Below are 18,479 nucleotides of genomic sequence, written 5' to 3'. Positions count from 1 at the left end.
GGCCGGGGTGGCCGGATTCGCCGGGGTGGCCGGGGCGCTCTGGGCGGTAGCGGCGGGTAACACCGCCCAGGCCGCTTCCCCGTGCTCGATCTGGAGCGTCAGCCAGTACCGGCGCCCGGCGTGGAAGGTGAACGCCGCATCCAGCCCGGCGCTGACCCACTGCGTCTCCTCGGCGACGCCACGTTCGAGTTCCACCGTGACCGGACGGGGCAGCAACGGCTCGTTCCAGGGTTTGCCGTCGGTGTCGGCGACAACGTTGAGCAGCACCGTCGCGGTCGGCGTCCCCGCCGCCACGAGCAGGTCGACGGCCGTGACCACCAGATCGTCGGCGACCACGACCGGGCAGGCCAGGGACACGTCCGCGGTCAGCGGCAGGACACCGGCCGGGCTGACCGCCCCGGTCGGACCATGGCCGACCCGGGAGGCGGCGAAGGCGCCGGTCGCCGTCGAACGCGCGCGGGCGGGTACCAGCCGGGCGCCGGCCGGAACCGACAGGCGCAGCGGCACCGCACCGGGCCGCGGCAGGCCCGCGTAGCCGTAGGTGACGGTGGCCTCGGTGATGCCGCCGGGAAGAACCGCGGCAGCCACGGTGAACTCCACCGCGAGTTCCAGATCCAGCCGGCAGAGGGTGTCCGAGTGGACCGTCAGCGGCAGCCGGTAGAACCCGTCCTCGACCTCGGCGGTGGCGAGCGCCGCCTGCAGCGCGGCGGCGACGTCCGGGGTGCTCTCGCGGCGGACCAGCTCGCCGGGACGGGACCACAACGCCGGTTGTGAGCCGGCCCGCGCCACGAGGTTGGACGGTGTCGATCGCAGGGTCACCAGGCTGACCGCCAGCGGCCCGCCCTTGCGGGTGATCTTGAATCTGGCCGCGGCCAGCCCGGGGACGGCTCCGTCGGCGGCCAGCGTGAGCACCCCGGCGAGGTGATCGTCCGGGATCAGCGGCGCCCCCCGGTCGTTCAGCCGTATGTAGACGCCGCCGAGGTCGACCTGCAGCTCGGCACCGGTCAGGTCGCCGCCGCGGATGCGGGTCAGGGTGCGCCGCTGGTGGAAGTCCAGCTCGGCCCACCGGAGGGTGGCCGTGCCGCCGCTGGACCGGGTCGCCCCCCAGGTCCCGGTGTCGCCGGTGAACGCGATGACCTCCTCGAACAACGGCGCGCCGGGTGCGGCGACGGGAGTGAGCGTGAGCACGGCGGAGCTGATCCGCGCTCCCGCCGGGATCGACCGCAGCCACACGGTGCGGTCGCCCTCGAAAGGCACACCGGCACCGTCGAAACGCTCACTCCGTCGCATCGTCCCAGACCCTCGGCTCGTTCAGCTCATCCGGCTCGTTCGGGCTTCCGGCTCGCGCGGACCGCACGCCAGGTCAGACCTTCAGCAGGACGAGGACCTTCAGGTGCTCCGTGGGGAAGTCCGTGGGGGGGCTGGCGGGCAGCTGCGGGGCCTTCAGCAGGGTCAGCCCGATCGACTGCAGGCCGAACTGGACCACCTGGACCTCCGACGGCGCGGGCGGGGGCAGGACCGAGGTGCCTTCCTGCTCGCCGGTGCCCGTGAGGTTGAGCGTCAGCCGCGGACGCATCTGGAAGTAGATGTTGTCCCAGTCCCGGGAGAGCTGCCGGACGGTCCGGCGCTCGCCGCAGCAACGGTCGAACCACGGGGAGTGGAAGTACTGGTCGTCGTCGAACCGGTCGTTCGGGGCGGCGTTGAACCTGCTCCAGAACTCGCTCTCCACCTCGCTGAGCGTGGCGTCCTCCGGCGTCTCGACACCGTACAGCTCCAGCATGTGACGCCACGGAATGTGGTACGGATGCCCGGCGACGGGATCGACGTCCACCGACTCCAGATCGCTGGCCGGGGTGTTCTCCGGCCGGAAGCGGATCCGGCTCTCGCTGCTGTGATGCAGGTAGAACGTTGCCAACGGGTTGAAGACGTGCCCGTCCTCGGAGGCGACGACCCGGAAGTAGTCCAGCTGGAAGACGCTCACCAGCGGCCAGGCGCCCAGCCGGTGGTCGATCACCGATTCCTTGCCGACTTCGAGGCGGCGCAGGACGCTGAGGTAGCCGGTGCGCTTGGGCAGCTGGCGCTGCACGTACTCCAGGACCTGCGCGGCGAGAGCGTCCGGGGTCAGGCCGGCGAGCTTCTCGGCGTCCTGGGCCTGCGCGACCCTGGTCAGGCCATCGATGGCAGCCTTGATCTGATCACCGATGTCCTTCTTGATCAACAGTTGGAGCCGTATCGAGTCGCCCGCTGTGATCAGGTCACCGGGGTTGTAGCTGACGTAGGGAGTGTTCTGGTCGGTCACGGGTTGCTCCGGGGGTCGAAGGTGGACGGGTGGGGCTCGACAGGCCGGCGGTCAGAGCTCAGAGCTCAGGTGTCGCGGGCCGGGGCCCGCCGCGATCACGGGTGACGGCCACCCGGACACCGGCGGCCTTCGCCTCGGTGACGCCGAGCGGGGACGGCTCGATCGTGGCGCGGCCGGTGAGCGACGCGGCCGGCCCGGCGACGATCGCCCGCGCCGACTCGAACCGGGCACCGTCCGTGGCCACCGACACGTCGAACCGGGCCGGGCCGGCCGGCCGGGCACTGACATTGATCAGGTTTCCGGCCGGACCGTTCTCGCGCGCCCGCAGGAGGATGAAGCCCTCCGCTCCCTGCTCGCGCAGGTAGAGCCGAGCGTGCTCCGGCCCGGAGCCGCCGCTGAGATAGCGCGGGGCGCGAAACGGCAGGGCCTGGGCGGTGAAACCGATCGGCACCGTCCGTACCGTCTCGGCCCGCAGCAGCACCGAGCGCGCGTTGACGAGCTCGACGAGGTTGTCGTCGTCGCCCGGTGGCTCGGTGACGGCGCGCTCGTACAGCTCGGGCCGGTCGGGGTCGCTGGCGAACCTGGCCTCGCCGAACCGGGCGCCGAACCGGGCCGGGAGATCCGCGGGCAGGTTGACCTCGAAGGCACCCGGGGTGTGCCGGGGCCAGCTGAAGATCCAGCCGGATGGTGGACCGGCGGGCCCGCCCGCGGCGAAGGTCTCCCGGGCCGGCTCACCGTCCAGCGCATACCCGCTGACGTCGAAGATGGCCGGCCAGCGGCACGGCCCACCGGCGAAGCGGTCCGCGGACAGGTCGTCCGGGGCGGTCCGCGGACCGGCGAACACGGCGCTGTCGAGGCGGCTGCCGGTGCATTCGAGCACCTGCCACCGGCTGCGGCCGCGTTCGAGGAGCAGGGCGTCGCCCTTGCGCTCCCGGCGGACGCGGGCGAGCCGCGAGGGCCGCTCGCCGTTGGTCACCTGCCACGCGAACGAGGACCCCGAACCGGCCGCCAGCTCCCCTATGGTGACGTCCAGGTAGCGCTCGGCGTCGGCGGTGCCGGTGCCGGCGGATGCGGTGCCGCCGTCGGCGGGGGCGTCCGGGCGCAGCGTCACGTCGAACCGCCGGGACAGGGCGGTCACCAGGACGAACGGCGGATCCGCGCGGTGGAGGACACCGGCCACCCCGACCACCGCCCCCGCGTGCTCGGCAAGTGACACCTCGCCGCCCGGCCGCGCCGCGACCAGACGGCGGCCGCCGGCACCCGCCAGCGCCCAGCCGTCCTCATCGTCGGTCCGCACCAGCTGAGCGGTCAGCTCCACCGGGTCCCCGTCCGGACGGTCGGCGTCGAAGCCGCTGGTACTCAGGGCAGCCGGGGACACCTCCACGCTCAGCCCGGTAACCTTGGGCAGCACCTGGTCGACGGCCGGCGCCCAGGGGTTGTCCAGCTGCAGGCCACCAGCGGGCACGCCGCGCGGACCGGTCCACGGCGCGGCGAGGCTCGGCACCCGGGCCCACGCCCCGAGGTGTCCGGCCCGCAGCTCGCCGGGCGCCACCGCGACCGGTTCCGCTCCCGCCGGCGCGGCAACCCGGGCCCGCACGAAGCCGTCCGGCGCCCGCCACAGGGTCAGCGCCTCCCCGGCTGCCAGCGGGCGCAGCAACGCGACGATCCGGCCCGAGTCACGTTCGATCAGGGCCGGCCCGCCGTTGCCGTGCGGCGCCTCGACCCGCACCGTCAGCCAGGTGTCGCCGGCACCGTCGTTGTCGAGGGTCACCTGGTCACCGTGGTGCAGCCAGCTGGTCGGCAGCGTCCGCTGGACCGGCGGGTATTCGACGACCTCCAGGCTGCGCGGCGGGAGGATCTCCAGCCGGCTGCCGGGGCCGGTGGTCGGCGAGGTCAGCCGCAGCCGCTGGTCCGCGGTTGCCGACACCACCCCCGGCAGCGCCGCGTCGATGGCCGCGACCACCTCCGCGAGAGTGGTCTGGGCCGGCGCCGCGCCCGCGACGTCGATCTCCCGCGGCGATCCGCCGTCGACCCGCAGCAGCAGCTTGGAGCGCAGCGCCAGGTCGGCCGGCGCCAGCAGGTCGACCGTACCGGTGATCACAGCCGGCTGGGCGGCGGCCCCCCTGGTCTGCGCCGGCACCTCCGGCCCGAAGAGCAGGGCGCGGGCGTCACCGCCGGTGTATGCCGGGACGGCGATGCGGCCCGCCGTCCCGGCCAGCCCGGATTCCAGCACCAGCCGGTTGTCGACGACGGAGGCCACCAGGTCCGGCAGGGCGGAGGTCAGGGCCGCCACCACGTCGGCGGCCCCGACCTGTCCGGGGTCGGCGGCCTGCGCGGCGCAGTCCACGGTCGCCTCCGGCCGGCCGTCCACCGACAGCACGAGATAGCGGGCACGGCGCAGGTCCAGCGCCCCGCCGACGTCGGCGCGCCCGGTGATCCTGGCCCGCTCGGCCTCGCCGCCGTGGTAGGTGCGCGCCGTGACGCCGAGGACCGCCGCGGTCGCGTCGGTGACGTCCGCGCCCTCGGGCGTTTCGATGCGCAGCCGGGCGCCCGGCCCCCGGCTGGGCGAGACCAGCGCCAGGTGCGTCCCGTCGTGGGAGGCGACGCTGCCGCCGAGCGCCACGTTCACCGTCGAGGCCAGGGCACCCAGGGAACGCCGGCCGCCCTGGTCGCCGGTGAGCGCGATCTGCACGGGATCGGCATGGTCGACGCCGATCCGCAGCGCCGCGTGCGGCGGCAGCTCCACCCCGGCGCTCAGGTCGCTGACGCCGACGAAGGCGACCCCGCCGGCGTCCCGGCCACGGGCGGACATCTCGGTCTCGCCGAGCAGCAGCCGCCGCGCGTCCTGGGCCTGGGGCACCTCGAAGGCGATCCGGCTGCCCGGACCGGCCGTCGGTGACAGCAACGTCAGCCGGTGGCCGTCGTGCATGGCGACCGGCGGCGGCTGGCCGATCAGCGGCCGGCCCGCTCGGGGCCGGTCCGGCGCCGGCTCGGCGGGCGACGACTCAGCCGGCACCGACACAGCCGGCACCGACACGGCCGTCGGGGACACGGCGGTCGGGGACACGGCGGTCGGGGACAGGGCCGCGTTCAGGCGTGCGACGATCTCGTCCAGGACGGTGGCCCGCGGCCGCGATCCGGCGCAGTCGACGTCCACCGGCGGGGAATCGTCGACGGCGATCCGCAGGTAGCGGGCTGTCGACAGGTCGACACCGGGACGCAGGTCGACGGCGCCGGTCACGGCGGCCCGGCTCGCGTCGTCGCCGCGGGCGTCGGCCCGCTCGACACCGAACAGGGTGATAGCCGCCTCGCCGGTGACAAACGCCCGGGTGACGAACCGCCGTCGGCGTTCGACGGAGACCCCGCGCACCGCCAGCCGGCTGCCGCCGCCGGGCCGGCGGGAACGCAGCACCAGGTGCTCACCGTCATGGGTGGCGACATCGGCGTCCCGACCGCCCGCGGAACCCGCACCGCCGGCGCCGCCGGCAGCCCCCGCGGCGGTGGCGGCGTCCGCGGCCAGCGCCTGGTTGATCCGGTCGACCAGGTCGTCCAGGGACAGCCGCCGAGCGCCGTCGCCGCGCAGGTCGACCTGGACGAACCGGCCGCCGTCGACGGCGAGCTCGAACAGGTAGCGGTCGAGGACCGCCACGCCCGCGGACAGGTCCGCGATGCCGGTGACGTGGGCCGCCGTCGCGGCGGCGCCTTCGGCGAACCGCGGTGGCAGCCCGAGCAGCGTCGGGGCGGCGTCGGCGCCGACCGGCTCGAGGACGATCTCGGCCAGCTCGCCGGTGCCCGGCGAGGTGAGCTGGAGCCGGCCGGCGACGGCGGCGGCGACCTCGGTGCCGACGGCGGCGTTGACCGCCGTGACGATCTCGTCGAGCCGGGTACGCTCCGGTACCGCGCCGGCACAGTTCACGGTCACCATGGGCAGGTCGTCGACCCGCAGCCGCAGCAGGGGCGCCTCGGCGAGGTCGGCGCCGGCGCGCAGGTCCACGGTGCCGGTGACCTGCGCCGGCCGGGGGTCCTGCCCGGTCCGGACGGTCGCGGGCAGGCCGAACAGGCGTTGCGCGGCGTCCTCGGCGGCCGCCCGCTGCAGTTCGATCGTGCTGGCCGCGCCCCTGGTCGGTGAGGTGAGGGTGATCCGCCGCCCGTCGTGGGTGGCGGCCGCCAGCCCGAGCGCCGTGTTGATCGCGTCGCGGACGTGGTCGAGGGCGGTGTGCGCGGGGTCGGCGCCGGCGCAGTCCACCTCGGCCGGATGGACGCCGTCGACGAGCAGGCGCAGGTAGCGGGCGTCGGTGAGGTCGACGGCGCCGGCATGGTCCACCGTGGCGGTCAGGGCCGCCGCCGTCTCGTCCGTGCCGCGGTAGCTCAGCGGCAGCAGGCCCAGCACGGCCGTTGCCGCGTCGTCCGGTCCTTCGCGCACCTCCAGCAGCGACTCGGGTCCGGACGTCGGGCTGCTCAGCACCACCCGCCCGGCCACGTCGCGGGCGGCGCTGTCGCCCAGCTCCGCGCGCAGCCGGGTGACGACGTGTCCGAGCGGGACGGCGGCGGGGTCCGCCGCGCCCTGGCCCACGTCCACCACGACGGGGGCGCCGCCGTCCAGCGCGACGTACAGGAGGTGCCGTTCGCGCAGGTCGGCCCCGCCGCGCAGGTCGGGGGTGCCGTGGATCTCGGCCCGGCCGGCCGGTCGGCCGGAGACGGTCAGGCTCGGCACGCCCAGCAGCACGGTGGCGGCGTCGGCCGGGTCGGCCTCCACCGTCACCAGCAGGTCGTCCGGGCGGCGCCACCAGGTGTCCAGCCGGCCGGGGGCGGTGTCGATGGTCAGCCCGAGCGCATCGGCCGCCACCCGCAGCACCCCGGGCACGGTGACCGTGCCCTCGAGCAGCGTGCGCACGTGACGCAGCAGGTGTTCGCGGAACGGCTCGACCGTCTCGTCGGGGCGGGGCGCCAGCCCGTAGAGCGCGCCGATCGCGCGCAGATCCGTCACGGCGGCGCCGCCGCGGTCGGCGAAGGCGGCCCAGTGCGCCTGCATCACCTCGGCGAGCAGGTTCTCGCCGAGCTGCAGCTGCCCGCCGAAGGCGTCGACGACGGCCCGCAGCGCCGAGCGGGACGCCGCCGCCCGGAAGGTGCCGGGCAGGTAGCCGAGGATGCGGTCGGTCTTGGTCGGCATCGGCTACTCCCCCTGTGTCCGGACGGCCACGTCGGACGGCTGCATGTCCAGCACCACCCAGAACGACTCGTCACCGACGGTGGGGTCGACGACGAAGTCGCCGCTGTCGATCTGTTCGTCGGTCACCGGGCTGCCGTCGGCGGCCCGCAGCAGGCCGTGGTCGGGGATGCGCCGGCCGGTGGGTGGCAGCGCGGGCACGGTGGCGCCGACGGCGGCCTCGACGGCCGCGCGCCGGACCGTCTCGTCGGCGGTGGCGGGCAGACCGGCGAGCGCCGTGAGCACGGCGTCGGTGAGCGGTTCGGCACCGGGGCCGCCGAGGTCCGGACGCCAGGTGATCACATCCGCGGCCCGCACCGAGACGATGTCGGGGTCCCGGCCGCCGGCCGGGTTAGTGGCGGCCGCATCCAGCAGCAGCCTGCCCTCGGCGCGGTCGCCGCTGGTCAGCGTGTCGACGTAGGCCTGGACCCTGGCGATCATCGAGGTGACGATCTTCTCCCGGCCCTGAGCGGTCAGGCCCGGTCTGACCACGACCGCCAGCCGGGGGGTGAAGAAGACGTAGCGGGCGACCAGGGCCGCCTGCACGCCGGCCGCCCGGGTTTCGTGCACGGCGGCGCGCAGCGACGGCATCCGCTCGGGTTCGGCCTCGACGAGGATCGTCACCGTGCCCAGGGGTGCCTTGGTGGGGCCGGGGTTCTCACCCTCCCAGACCTCGACCGGCCGGCCCCCGCCCTCGGAGATCACCCGGGTCAGGGCCGGCAGGGTGGCCTGGCCGAGCGAGCGCAGGACGGCCTTGGCCCGGGCCCGTAGCTGCTCGTCGGTCTCACCCTCGGCGCTGAGGATCGTCGGGTCGATGTTGGTCACCCGGCTGATCCCGGCGATCGGGGCAAGCATGTCCGTGACGGCCCCGGCGGGTACCGTGCCGGCGTCCCCGGCAAAGGCCGCCTCCGCGCGCACCGGGACGTCGATGCGCGCCTGGCCGCGCTGCAGTGTGCGCTGCTCGGAGGTGGCGAACCGGGCCTTCGCCGCCGCGGTGGTCACCACGGTGCCGGCCGGGATCGTGATGCTGCCGTCGATTCCGGCCGCGCGGAAGAACGTCACCAGCCCGACCGCGAGCTGCCTGGGCTTGCGGGCGATTCCGAGGATCGCCACCACCAGGTCCAGGGCGGTACCGGTGGCGGTGTCGAGGAAACCGGCCCGGTAGGCGAGGTTGATCTGCTCGTAGACGGTGGCGATCTCCCGGCCGACGGCCTCGGCCAGCGTGCGGGTCACGCTGCCGACGTTGATGTCGGTGATCGGCGAGGGGCGGTCGTCCGGGGGCAGCGCGTAGTCGACGTAGAAGGTGCTCAGGTCGGCCGGCCGCCGTCCGCCGTCCTGCCAGACGACGACGTTGCCGGGCTGGTCGTACACGAAGTCGACCGGCTTCTGGAAGGTGTAGCGGCCGGGTTCGCCGTCGGTGTCCAGCACGGTTCCGGTGATGCCGCGGATGTCGAGTGCCGGCCGGGTGAGCGGGTACCGGTCCTGCCTGAGATCGAAAATGATCTCCTCGTTGACGACCCCGCCGATGACCGCGGTGAGGATGTCGTCCACGATGTCCTGGAACGGCCGGTCCACGAGGAAGACGCTGTCCGGGTTCATGCCGCCCCCGTCCTGTCGAGGAAGAACGGGAAGACCAGGTTCAGCGGGGTGTCGCCGTGCACGGGCAGCAGGCGTGCGGTGATGTCGATCCGCCACCGCTGACGGGGATGCGTGGCGACGTCCACCGACAGCACCCGGGCGACCCGCGGCTCCGCGGTCAGCGCCAGCAGGGTGAACATCTTGGCCCGGTTGCGGGTGGACTCGGTGTTGGGCTGCCCGACCAGCTCGTGCAGGCGCGAGCCGTAGTCGGGGTGGCCGAACAGGGCGAGCTCACCCTGTTCGGTGAGGAAGCGCAGCAGCAGCGCCTGCCGCAGGTTGTCCAGCGCCGAGAGCGTCTCGAGGTCGTCCTGCCCGGTCTGCGGGCGGCGCACGGTGAACAGGTCGCTGCCCCTGCCGCGGTCGTCGGCCAGCCGCAGGTCGTCGAGTAACCGCAGGTCGCTTCCCCAGCGGGGTTCGGCGGCGTTTGTCATCGCGACCTCCGTCCTGTCGCGCTCATGGTTGCCACTGGTCGATGACGTAGGGCGCCGCGGGCGGCCCGATGATCAGCAGGACGCCGGGTGGGGTGGGGATGCGGTCGCCGGCCCGGACCAGTCCGCGGCCACCGACGCGAACACCCGAGCTGGCGACCGGGCCGATCACCAGCGGGTACGGGAAGCCCCAGACGGAGTTCACCATCAGGCACAGCGAGCCGGTGACGGCCAGCGGCATCCCACCGGCGGTGATGAAGGGCGGGAAGACGGCCGTCACCGTGCCGGTGTCGGGTGGTCCCGACAGTCCGGGAGTCAGCATCACGGCGCAGCCGAGGGAGACGGGAGGTCCAGGCATCGTCGGCACTCACGGTGAGAAAGAGGTGACGCCCTTGATGGCGACGAGCGCGCCCTGCAGGGTCGTCGCGCCAGCGGCCTGCACGGTGGCCGTCCCGGAGGCCTTCAGTGTCGCCGACCCCCCGGCCTCGACGGTCACGTCGCCAGTGCCCTTGATCGCGACACTGGCGCCCTCGAGGGTGAGCGAGCCCGTCGCGCGAAGCGTCATGGCCTGGGCCGCCTCGACCGTGACGTCGCCGTCCTGGTTCATCACGATCCTGGTTCGGCCGGCGACGACGGTGACCGTGCCGGACCCGCCGTCCGGCTGGTCCAGGCGCAGCTCGGTCCTGCCCGCGGTGGCCCGCACGGCGGCGTCCGTCACCCGGACGGTGATCTTCGGCGGCAGCTCGAAGATCAGCTCGCGGGCCGGCGTGCCGCGGTCGGTGGTGCGGACGGCGCCCCTGACCGTCCTGTCGTCGGCTCCGGCCAGCGGCAGCCGGAAAATCACCTCGTTCGGCTTGTTCAACGGCGGACGGTCGACGTCGTTGTAGAGCCGGCCGACCACGATCGGCGCGTTGACGTCGCCCCGGTCGAAGGCGAGCAGCACCAGGTCGCCCACGTTGGGGACGGCCGCCGAGCCGATGCGCGTCGTGGCGATCGGCACCCGCCGCAGCAGCAGCCCGCCACGCAGCCGGACGTCGCAGCCGTAGTTGTCGCCGTCGGCTGTGTCGGCGTGCGGGTGGACGGCCTCGACCAAGCCGACCTCGTTCACCCGGATGCCGCGCAGCTCGTGCCGGATGATCTCCTGCAGGGTATTGACGATCATGCTCATCGCCGCATCGTCCTCGTCCTCGTCCTCGCCGCATCGTCATGTCCCGATCCCCCGGAACCCGACCCGGGTGGTGAACCCGCTGTCCTTACGCAGCTGGTGGGTGACCGACCGGACCTGGTACGTGCCGTCCATCCCGCGCTCCGGCACCCCCGAGATCCGCAGCGCGTCACCGAGCCGCACCTGGGGCGCGCCGGTCACCAGCAGCTCGCCCACGCTCGACTCCCGGCGGAGCTCCGTCAGCGCGGCCTGCGCGGCCTGCTGCGCCGCCCGCGCCGTGCGCAGCGCGCTGCGCTCGAGCAGCAGGACGGCGTCGCCCGAACCGGCCGTCCCGGTGTACGGGGCGAGATCCTTGGCCAGCCACGCCCAGGAATCGTCGCCGCGGGAGGCACCGGGCGACTCCCCCAGCGCCGTGACCCTGGTCGCCCGCGATGGCCGCCGGTCCGCCCGCAGCGCCAGGATGTGCCTGCCGTACTCGAAGACGTGCGCGGTCCGCCCGCCGGTGAACCGGGCGAACACCAGCCTGCCCTGCTCGTCGACGTACCGGTCGAAGCCGCACAGCTCGGCCAGCTCCCCGATGTGCCGGTAGGCGCTGCGCCGGGCGTCGACGACGTAGGCGGGGAACAGGATGCCGTCATCGGCGGCCGCCACCGTGACGCCGGCCGCGGCGGCCAGCTCGGTGACGATCGCGCCGGCGGTGCTCCTCTCGAAGGTCCGGTCCAGCCGGGTGTGCAGCAACGCCTCGGCCGCGCCGTGCGCGAGCAGCCGGCGGGTGCGCAGGTCCGGATCGGCGTCGACGATTGTCGCGGTGACGACCTGCCGCGGCTGGTCGCCCTCGGTGTAGCCGAGCGCGACGTCGAGCCGCTGACCCGGCTGCGGGCGGAAGGTGGCGAGCCGGCCCATCGTGAGGGTGACCCGGTCCGCCGCCCCGGCCATCCCGAGCTCCACCCGCAGCTCGCTGACGGTGCTGACACCGGGCACGGCCCGGCTGTCGACGACCGTGCCGGCGCCACCCGCTCCGGCGGTGCCCGCCCCGCCTGCCGCGCCGCCGCCCGTGGTGTCACCGCCCGGCTCGCGGAAGGTCAGCACGTAGGCGGGCCGCAGCAGCGCGGTCATGCGACCTCCCCCGGCCCGATGCCGTGCGCGGCCAGCAGGGTCGTCGTCAGGTGGAACGCCGGGTCGCCGCGGTGGTCGGCGTGCACGCCGGCCAGCAGCGCCCGCAGCCGCTCGTCGTGCTCCGCCGCCGGCAGCAGGATCCGCGCGGCGGCCGCGACGACCTGGTCGGTGCCGTCGCGCAGCGCGGCCAACGCCAGGTCCGTGGCCTGCGGATACTCCAGGGCCACCAGGCCGGTCAGGCTGGACAGCCGGGCCAGCGGGTCCGGTGAGCGCAGGTTGGCAAGGTAGATACCGGTCAGCGCCGGTCTTGAGACATCGGTGACGATCTGCGGCAGCTGGGCCAGCAGCCGTCCGGACGGCGGCGGGGAGAACTGCCGCGCCGTGCGCGCCACGACCTCGTTCCTGGCCGCCTCGCCGAACCGCTCGAAGGCCGTCATCGCGGCGAACGGAACCAGATCCTCGGTCTCGAGGAGTTCGACGAGCTCGTGCACCTCGTCCTCGAGGCTCATCCGGATCTCCACTCGGGTCTGCACGGTCAGAAGGCACGCAGGAGATGCGAGCCACGGATCGCGGTGAACTGGTTGACACCGTCGGCGTCCGGGACGTCCCACAGCCGTTTGGTCCCTGTGACGCTCGCGGGTGGCAGGGGCGCGCCGTTCATCAGGTTCTGGGCGACGAACAGCTGGTTGCCCGCGGGCGCGGCCGGCTGCGCGTAGTGGCCCCCGTGCACAGCGCCGGATTTGTCCGTCAGGACATGACCTATCTCGTGCGCCAGCACATACGGCGTCATCCTCGGGCCGTCAACGAAGCATGCCGCCACCTGCGGTTTCGTGCCCAAATAGTTGATCTCCGTCCAGGACTCGCCGAGGTTGTGCCGGGTCGGCAGCCCGCCGGTGTAGAACACCCGGATGGTGCCCGCAAGCCCGGGGCCGTTCGGGTCCGCCAGTGGCGGGTGGGCCGCGCCGATCGTCGCCTCGTCGTCCTTGGCGGGATCGACCAGGTCGTAGCGCACCGCCGCCGGGTCGACGCCGGGCGGCGGTGCGATCAGGACCACCCGGTGACCGACGCTGACGTAGGTGGCCACCAGCCGGTCGCCGGGGGCGGGCGGCGAGGGGAGCGTCAGCCGGCCGGTGGCGAGATCGAGCGCGGCCTCACCCGCGCCCGGCGCCCGGCCGGTCACCACTCTCAGCCTCGTCGCGGCCCCGCCGCGGTACCGCACCACCGTGTTACGCGGGTCGTCGGCCACGGGCGGGCGCAGCAGCACGAACGCCGCCGGCCCGGTCAGCCGTACGGTCTCGTCGGACACCAGGCGGTTCTCCTGTTTGACGTCTTTCGCATCCGCGCCCTGTCCGACGACGGTCTCGACCTCGATTCCCAGCCGGGCGTATGCCTCCTCGACCACCCGCAGGTCCCTCGTGAAGATCGGATCAGCTGGTTCGGTCTTCACCACTCCATCGTTGCGGCCCGGACCGAGCCTAAGCACGAAGATCTGCAAGGACAGCCGGCGCCGCTCGTCGGCGCCGGTGGGGGGCCGCTGGAAGACCGGCGTCGTCCGGGCGGCCCTGACCCCGGGCACGCCCGGCTGGGGATAGGTGCACACCACCTGGCTGCGCACGTCCGCCGGGCGGAGCCGGTGGTTGCGTTGGCCGCGGCCCGGTACCGTCCCGGCAGCCGGGACGCCCGCCGGCAGGCCACTGTGCGTGGGCTGGTTCTGGTCGTCCTCGTCGGTCACCAGCATCACGGCCCGGGAGATGAAGACACCGGAGCCGGCGGCCGACTCGACGAGGGTCAGGCCCCGGTCGCCGGGTGGCATAACGGGTTGTGAAGGGTAGCGGAAGGAGAAGTCGTCGCCGTTGTCCCGCACGGTGCGCCACTCGATGTCCGTGGCGCCCTTGCCGGACCGCGACGCGTCCCGCAGCCGGAAGTAGAAACGCCTGGTGTCAGAGCCGACGAAGTTGGCGGCCTCGGTGGCCTGGTTGACCACCTGCCCGGCGGCGTCGAAGGCATGGTCCCACAGGCCGATCCGGACGAACCCGGCCGCCGGCGCCTGCGCGGTGGCGGTGTCGACCACCTCGAGCCGGCCGACGGTCGCGGTCACCCGGTCCCCCTCCGGCTCCACGCCGGCCAGCCCCAGCTGGAAGCCGGTGTCGGCGCCGAGCGGGCTGTCGGTGACGCCTTCGGCGAACAACCGGCGGCCGGCCGGGGGGGTGACCGCCGCCAGCACCAGCGGTGCGGCCGCGGTGGCCACCGCCACCTGGCCGGCGGCCGGCACCTCCTCGGTGAACGCCCGCACCCCGTCGGTGACCGGCGTCAGGACGAGATCGCCGGTGAAGCCCGCGGGCACCGGCGGACGCACGAGCAGCATGGCGCGCTCATGGCTGAGATCGGGCAGCGCGACGTGCAGGAAACGGCCGGGGCTCAGCTTCGCCGCGGCGGTCAGCGGCGGCGGATCGGCGTCGGCCGCGGTCCGGCTCGCGCAGACGTCGAGGGTCAGCTCGACGGCGGTCATCGCGGCCTCGGCCGTGTGCCCGGCCTGGCCGTCCACGGTCAGCGCCAGCCGCAGCACGACGTCGTCCACGGCGGTGCTGGCGCGGCTGCCCTCGGCGAAGACCTCGGCGCCGGCGAGCAGCCGCGCGGCGGTGAAGACGTTGTCGGTGCCGTCGAAGGCCAGCTCGGTGCCGGCGACGGCGGCGTCGAAGAAGCGGACGGCGTCGCCGGAGCGGGTGAACGTCCCGGAGCCGGTGAAGGCGGTGTCGACGCCGAGCCGGATTCGCTGCCGGCGCGGGTTGCAGCCCGGCCTGCGGACGACGACCGCCGCCGGTGCGCTGATGCCGGGGCGGACGGCCGCGGCGGCCCGGCTGGTGACGACGGCCTCGAGCACCGACGCCGGGTCCGCCAGCCTGGCGCAGACGACGTTGCCCTTTGCCGCGGACAGCGGCTCGCCCTTACGCCGGACGACCACCGGTGCCCGGACCTCGAGGGTGTAGACGCCGATTCCGGCGGGATCGGCGAACGCGCAGCGGCCATCGGGCCCTGTGCGGCGCGCGGTCGGCCAACCGCGCAGAGCGTCCGTCCGCTCGCGGTGCTCACCGGTCATGATTCTTCCGTCCGGAGCGATCAGCACGAACGGCGTGTCCGGCAGCGGGGTGCCGTCCTCGAAGTGGATGTGGACGCTCACCTGGACGTTGCCCGGCTCGGCCGGCCGGCGGGAGAAACGCTCGGCGTCCGGAGCCGTGCAGATCTCCTTGGGTGCGGGGTCCGGGTCCCCGGAGCCCGGCCGCGGGTTCTGCGGGTGGGGGTACGGGCGGACGAAGCAGGTGCGGTTGACCGTCCTGGCCGGGTTCAGGCACCATCTCGGGCTCACCGCCCCCGGCGCGGGAAGGTCGAAGGTGTCCGGCTGGCGCACGGCGGCGGGCAGACGGTCGGCCCGGACGAAAAGCAGTTCCACCCGGCGGTTGCGCCGTTCGGCCTTCGGGGTGTCGTCCACCGGGTCGCTCTCGCCGCAGCCCAGCCATTTCAGCGGGCCGCCGTCGCAGCCGGTGGACGCGTTCGGCAGCAGCCGGGCCGGGCTCACCGACAGCGGGTCGCGGGCCAGGTAGGCGTCGATCAGCGCGGCCCAGGTGGCCTCGTCCACCGTGCCGGACTGCGGCAGCCCCCGGTCGGACTGGAAGCGCCGTACCGCCTGCCGGGTCAGCTCGGCGTTCTCCGGCGGCGGCGTCACGGTGCCGGCGTCGTCCCGGTAGTCGATGTTGCCCTGGTAGCGGCCGAGGTCCTGGAGGATCCACTGCTGCTCGCGGCGTCCCCAGCCGTCGGCGAGGGTTCGCACGGTTCCGGCCGGATGCGGTTTGCGCAGCTGGTTCCACTCCTGCCGGGCCGCGTCGGCCGCCGCCTGGTCGTTGCCGGCCGTCAGCATGGCGAACACCGCGCGGGCCCGGCGCTCGGACAGCGACTGGTTGTATCCGGGTGGGCCGGTGAGGTCCGTGTGGCCGACGACGAGCAGCCGCTCGTCGGGGTGTGCCCGGGCGTAGGCCACCACCTGCGAGAGCACCGTGCGCATGCACGGCTCGACGAACGCGTTGTCGAAGTGGAAGTGGACGACGAAGGTGGCCGCGAGCAGCGGGGCCGGACGCAGGACGATCGTCACGTGGGTCAGCGCGCCCGGCCGGACGACCGCGGCGGCCTCGCCCTGCAGGGACGGCGGGGCGGTGACCGTGGCGCGGGCGGTGTAGGTGCCGGGCGGGAAGGTGGTCTCGGTCCACACGTTGCCGGTGCGGGTGGTGAGGCTGCGGTCCAGCGCGCCGCCGTCGGCCCGGGTGCCGGCGACGGTCACGGTGACCGCGCTCATGTCGAAGTCCGGCCGGCCCGCCACGACGACCTCGACCTCCAGCACACCCACCTGTGGCGGGATCGGCGGCGGCGGTATCACCGGCGGCGGCTGTGTCGGCACCGCGGGCGCGGGGGCGAACTCACGCAGGGTGAAGGCGTACTCGTACAGCTCGGGCTTGCCGGCCAGCGCCCGCACACCCATCTCCTCGACCAGGACGTCCTGCACCCGGGTGGCGGTGGCGATGTCCGCCGCGAACGGGACGGGGCTGGCGGTCAGGAACTTCTCGCGCAGCGCCGCGAGATCCTTGGCGGCCTCTTCGCCGGCGATGGCCCCGGTGAGCGTGACCGTGGTGTTGCGACGGCCGGCATCCGCGGTGAAATCGCCCTCCAGCCCGGGTACCGGGTGATCCTCGAGCACCCGGTCCTGGTCGGACTCGATCTCGTCGACCAGCTGCAGCTCGAGGTCGCCGAGCATCGGCTTCACCGCCACCGCGATCCCTCCCGCTCGTTTGCGTGTTGACACCGGTTGCGCGTTGATACCGGTCAGGCTCACCTGTTGATTTCGCCGAGGATGCCGGTAATGGTGTCGATCAGCTCGATGATCTCCGTCTTCACCTGGTCCAGCGACGGCAGGCTGCTGACCACGTCGACAATCCGCTCCACTTCGCCGATGGCGTCGGCGTCGCCGGGCAGCAGCTTCTTCGCCGCGTCGAGCACCGACCGCACGCCGCCGGTGAACGCCGAGATGTCGCTGAGCCCGGGAACCCCGGAGACGTCGAGATTCTTGATTTCCGTCTGAAGTCTGGCCAGCAGGCCGCTCAGCTGGGTGAGCAGGTCCCCGATCGGCAGGCCGACCGCCTTCAGCGCGTGCACCGCCTGTTGGACCGGACCCTTGTGCGCGTTGAGGAAGTCCTTCAGGTCCTGTAGAGCTTTCTTCAGGTCATCAAACAGGTTGGTGGCCACCGTGCCGCCTCCGCTGGGAGTCCGTATCTGTCGGGAGCTCGTGCTCGGTCCGGATTCTCACGTCCGGTGGTTCATGTGCGGTGGTTCATGTGCGGCCGAGAACTCGTCTGCGGTCGGGATTCTCACCTCCGGTCGGGAGTTCACCTCGTGAGGAGCTCATTGAGCGTGCTGATCCGCTCGACGAACGGCGACAGGGTTTCGACGAACTTCTCCAGGCCGGTGACGAATGCCTGGCCGAGGGCCAGCCCGTCCACCAGCCGGTCCATCAGCTCGGTGGCGTCACCGAGGACGTCGGGGGCCGCCGTCGCCGGGCCGGCGGGCTCGGCGGGCTCGAGGAACTGGCGCAGGCTCAGGACGAAGGCCGTGCGTTCCGGACGGCCGCCGAGCTCCTGGAGCTGCAGGTCGTCGATCACAACCTTGTCGATCCTGGCGTCGGTGGTGATGTCGGCGACGAAAGGGAGCGCCGAGCCCGAGCGGAACCTCTGCTGCAGCTCGTCGATGAACCCCGCCGCCTCGGTACCGGTCGCCACCCCCCACAGCGCCACCCGGGTCGGCCGCCGGCCCAGGTCCTGCAGCTGGCTGCCGTCGCCTCCCGGCGCCTGGTGCTCGGCGAGCACGCGCCGGTCGTAGGTGCCGATCTCCTGCACGTGCGGCAGTTCCAGGCCGTCCAGCATCGGTCTCATACCGGTTCACACCTCGATCCCGTGCCGGCGGGCCTCGTCTTGCAGCACCCGGGCGATCCGGCGGGTCAGCTCCGCGTCGTCCAGCAGGTCCGGTCCGGTGGCGTCGCGTTCCGCCCCGCGCCGCAGGGACGCCCCGGCCACCGGGATCACCGGCAGCCCGGCGGACGCGACCAGGGCCGGATGCGACGCCGTCATGACCGGCGCGGGATCCAGCCGGGCCGACGCCGTCGGTGCGTTCACCGCCGGGTGCGGGGCCGGCATCGGCGGGCTCGATGGGCCCGATGGGCCCGGCCTGCCCACCGGCCCGGTTCCGGAGCCCGCCGGCCCGGCCGGAGCCTCGGCCCACCCGGTCGCCTGATCCGCCTGGTTCGGCCGGCCCGGTTGGCCCGCCTGGTTCGGACGCCGCTGCCTGGCGCCGTCGATGCTCCACCCGGGTCGAGAAACGCCCGGCATGGATCGCGGCATGGATCGGCCGCCGGCATCGTCCGGCCATTCACCCTGGCCGGTAGGCAGGACGGAGGGGTCAGCAAGCCACTGGGTACGACCGTCCGCCCGCCGGCCAGGGCCGCCGAGCCCGCCGGCGGCGCCGCGGGACGACGGACCCGACGGACCCGGTGGACCCGGTGGAGCCGACGGACCCGGTGGAGCCGGTGGA

General features: G+C 73.9%; 13 protein-coding genes. All 13 read right to left on the bottom strand.

Features of this window, described 5'->3' with window-relative positions; all coding sequences use genetic code 11:
* Positions 1-1,257, bottom strand: a 1,257-nt coding sequence (locus AC5LUJ_RS00735; protein WP_493464312.1) for a hypothetical protein, incomplete at its 3' end; no start/stop codon positions are given.
* Positions 1,258-1,363: 106 nt separating this feature from the next.
* Positions 1,364-2,299 (bottom strand): hypothetical protein, encoded by a 936-nt coding sequence (locus tag AC5LUJ_RS00730; protein WP_250280513.1) that lies wholly within the window; start codon positions 2,297-2,299, stop codon positions 1,364-1,366.
* A 58-nt stretch (positions 2,300-2,357) separates the two neighbouring features.
* A complete protein-coding gene (locus AC5LUJ_RS00725) occupies positions 2,358-7,469 on the bottom strand; it encodes a hypothetical protein (RefSeq protein WP_250280515.1) in 5,112 nt (1,703 codons plus the stop codon).
* A 3-nt stretch (positions 7,470-7,472) separates the two neighbouring features.
* A complete protein-coding gene (locus AC5LUJ_RS00720; RefSeq protein ID WP_250280516.1) occupies positions 7,473-9,104 on the bottom strand; it encodes a baseplate J/gp47 family protein in 1,632 nt (543 codons plus the stop codon).
* On the bottom strand, positions 9,101-9,574 hold the full coding sequence (locus AC5LUJ_RS00715) for a hypothetical protein (RefSeq protein ID WP_250291331.1): 474 nt from the start codon (positions 9,572-9,574) through the stop codon (positions 9,101-9,103). Before AC5LUJ_RS00715 ends, AC5LUJ_RS00720 begins: the two co-directional genes overlap by 4 nt.
* 22 nt (positions 9,575-9,596) lie before the next feature.
* Positions 9,597-9,929, bottom strand: coding sequence for a hypothetical protein (locus tag AC5LUJ_RS00710; protein WP_250280521.1), 333 nt, complete (start codon positions 9,927-9,929; stop codon positions 9,597-9,599).
* A gap of 9 nt (positions 9,930-9,938) precedes the next feature.
* Complete coding sequence (locus tag AC5LUJ_RS00705; RefSeq protein ID WP_250280523.1) at positions 9,939-10,739, bottom strand: phage baseplate assembly protein V; 801 nt, start codon at positions 10,737-10,739, stop codon at positions 9,939-9,941.
* Positions 10,740-10,775: 36 nt separating this feature from the next.
* Positions 10,776-11,852: a hypothetical protein gene (locus AC5LUJ_RS00700; protein ID WP_250280524.1), complete on the bottom strand. Its 1,077-nt coding sequence runs from the start codon at positions 11,850-11,852 to the stop codon at positions 10,776-10,778.
* Positions 11,849-12,361 (bottom strand): hypothetical protein, encoded by a 513-nt coding sequence (locus AC5LUJ_RS00695; RefSeq protein ID WP_250280527.1) that lies wholly within the window; start codon positions 12,359-12,361, stop codon positions 11,849-11,851. The genes AC5LUJ_RS00700 and AC5LUJ_RS00695 overlap by 4 nt, the downstream gene beginning before the upstream one ends.
* Before the next feature lie 26 nt (positions 12,362-12,387).
* Complete coding sequence (locus AC5LUJ_RS00690; protein ID WP_250291333.1) at positions 12,388-16,668, bottom strand: peptidoglycan-binding protein; 4,281 nt, start codon at positions 16,666-16,668, stop codon at positions 12,388-12,390.
* A gap of 59 nt (positions 16,669-16,727) precedes the next feature.
* Positions 16,728-17,141, bottom strand: coding sequence for a hypothetical protein (locus AC5LUJ_RS00685; RefSeq protein ID WP_250285221.1), 414 nt, complete (start codon positions 17,139-17,141; stop codon positions 16,728-16,730).
* Between the two features lie 140 nt (positions 17,142-17,281).
* Positions 17,282-17,824 (bottom strand): hypothetical protein, encoded by a 543-nt coding sequence (locus AC5LUJ_RS00680; protein WP_250285222.1) that lies wholly within the window; start codon positions 17,822-17,824, stop codon positions 17,282-17,284.
* Positions 17,825-17,830: 6 nt separating this feature from the next.
* Positions 17,831-18,085, bottom strand: coding sequence for a hypothetical protein (locus AC5LUJ_RS00675; protein WP_250291335.1), 255 nt, complete (start codon positions 18,083-18,085; stop codon positions 17,831-17,833).
* Positions 18,086-18,479: the final 394 nt, after the last annotated feature.

It is taken from the genome of Protofrankia sp. CiP1_Cm_nod3 (genome assembly GCF_982290655.1).
This window is presented reverse-complemented; position numbering and strand designations above follow the sequence as displayed.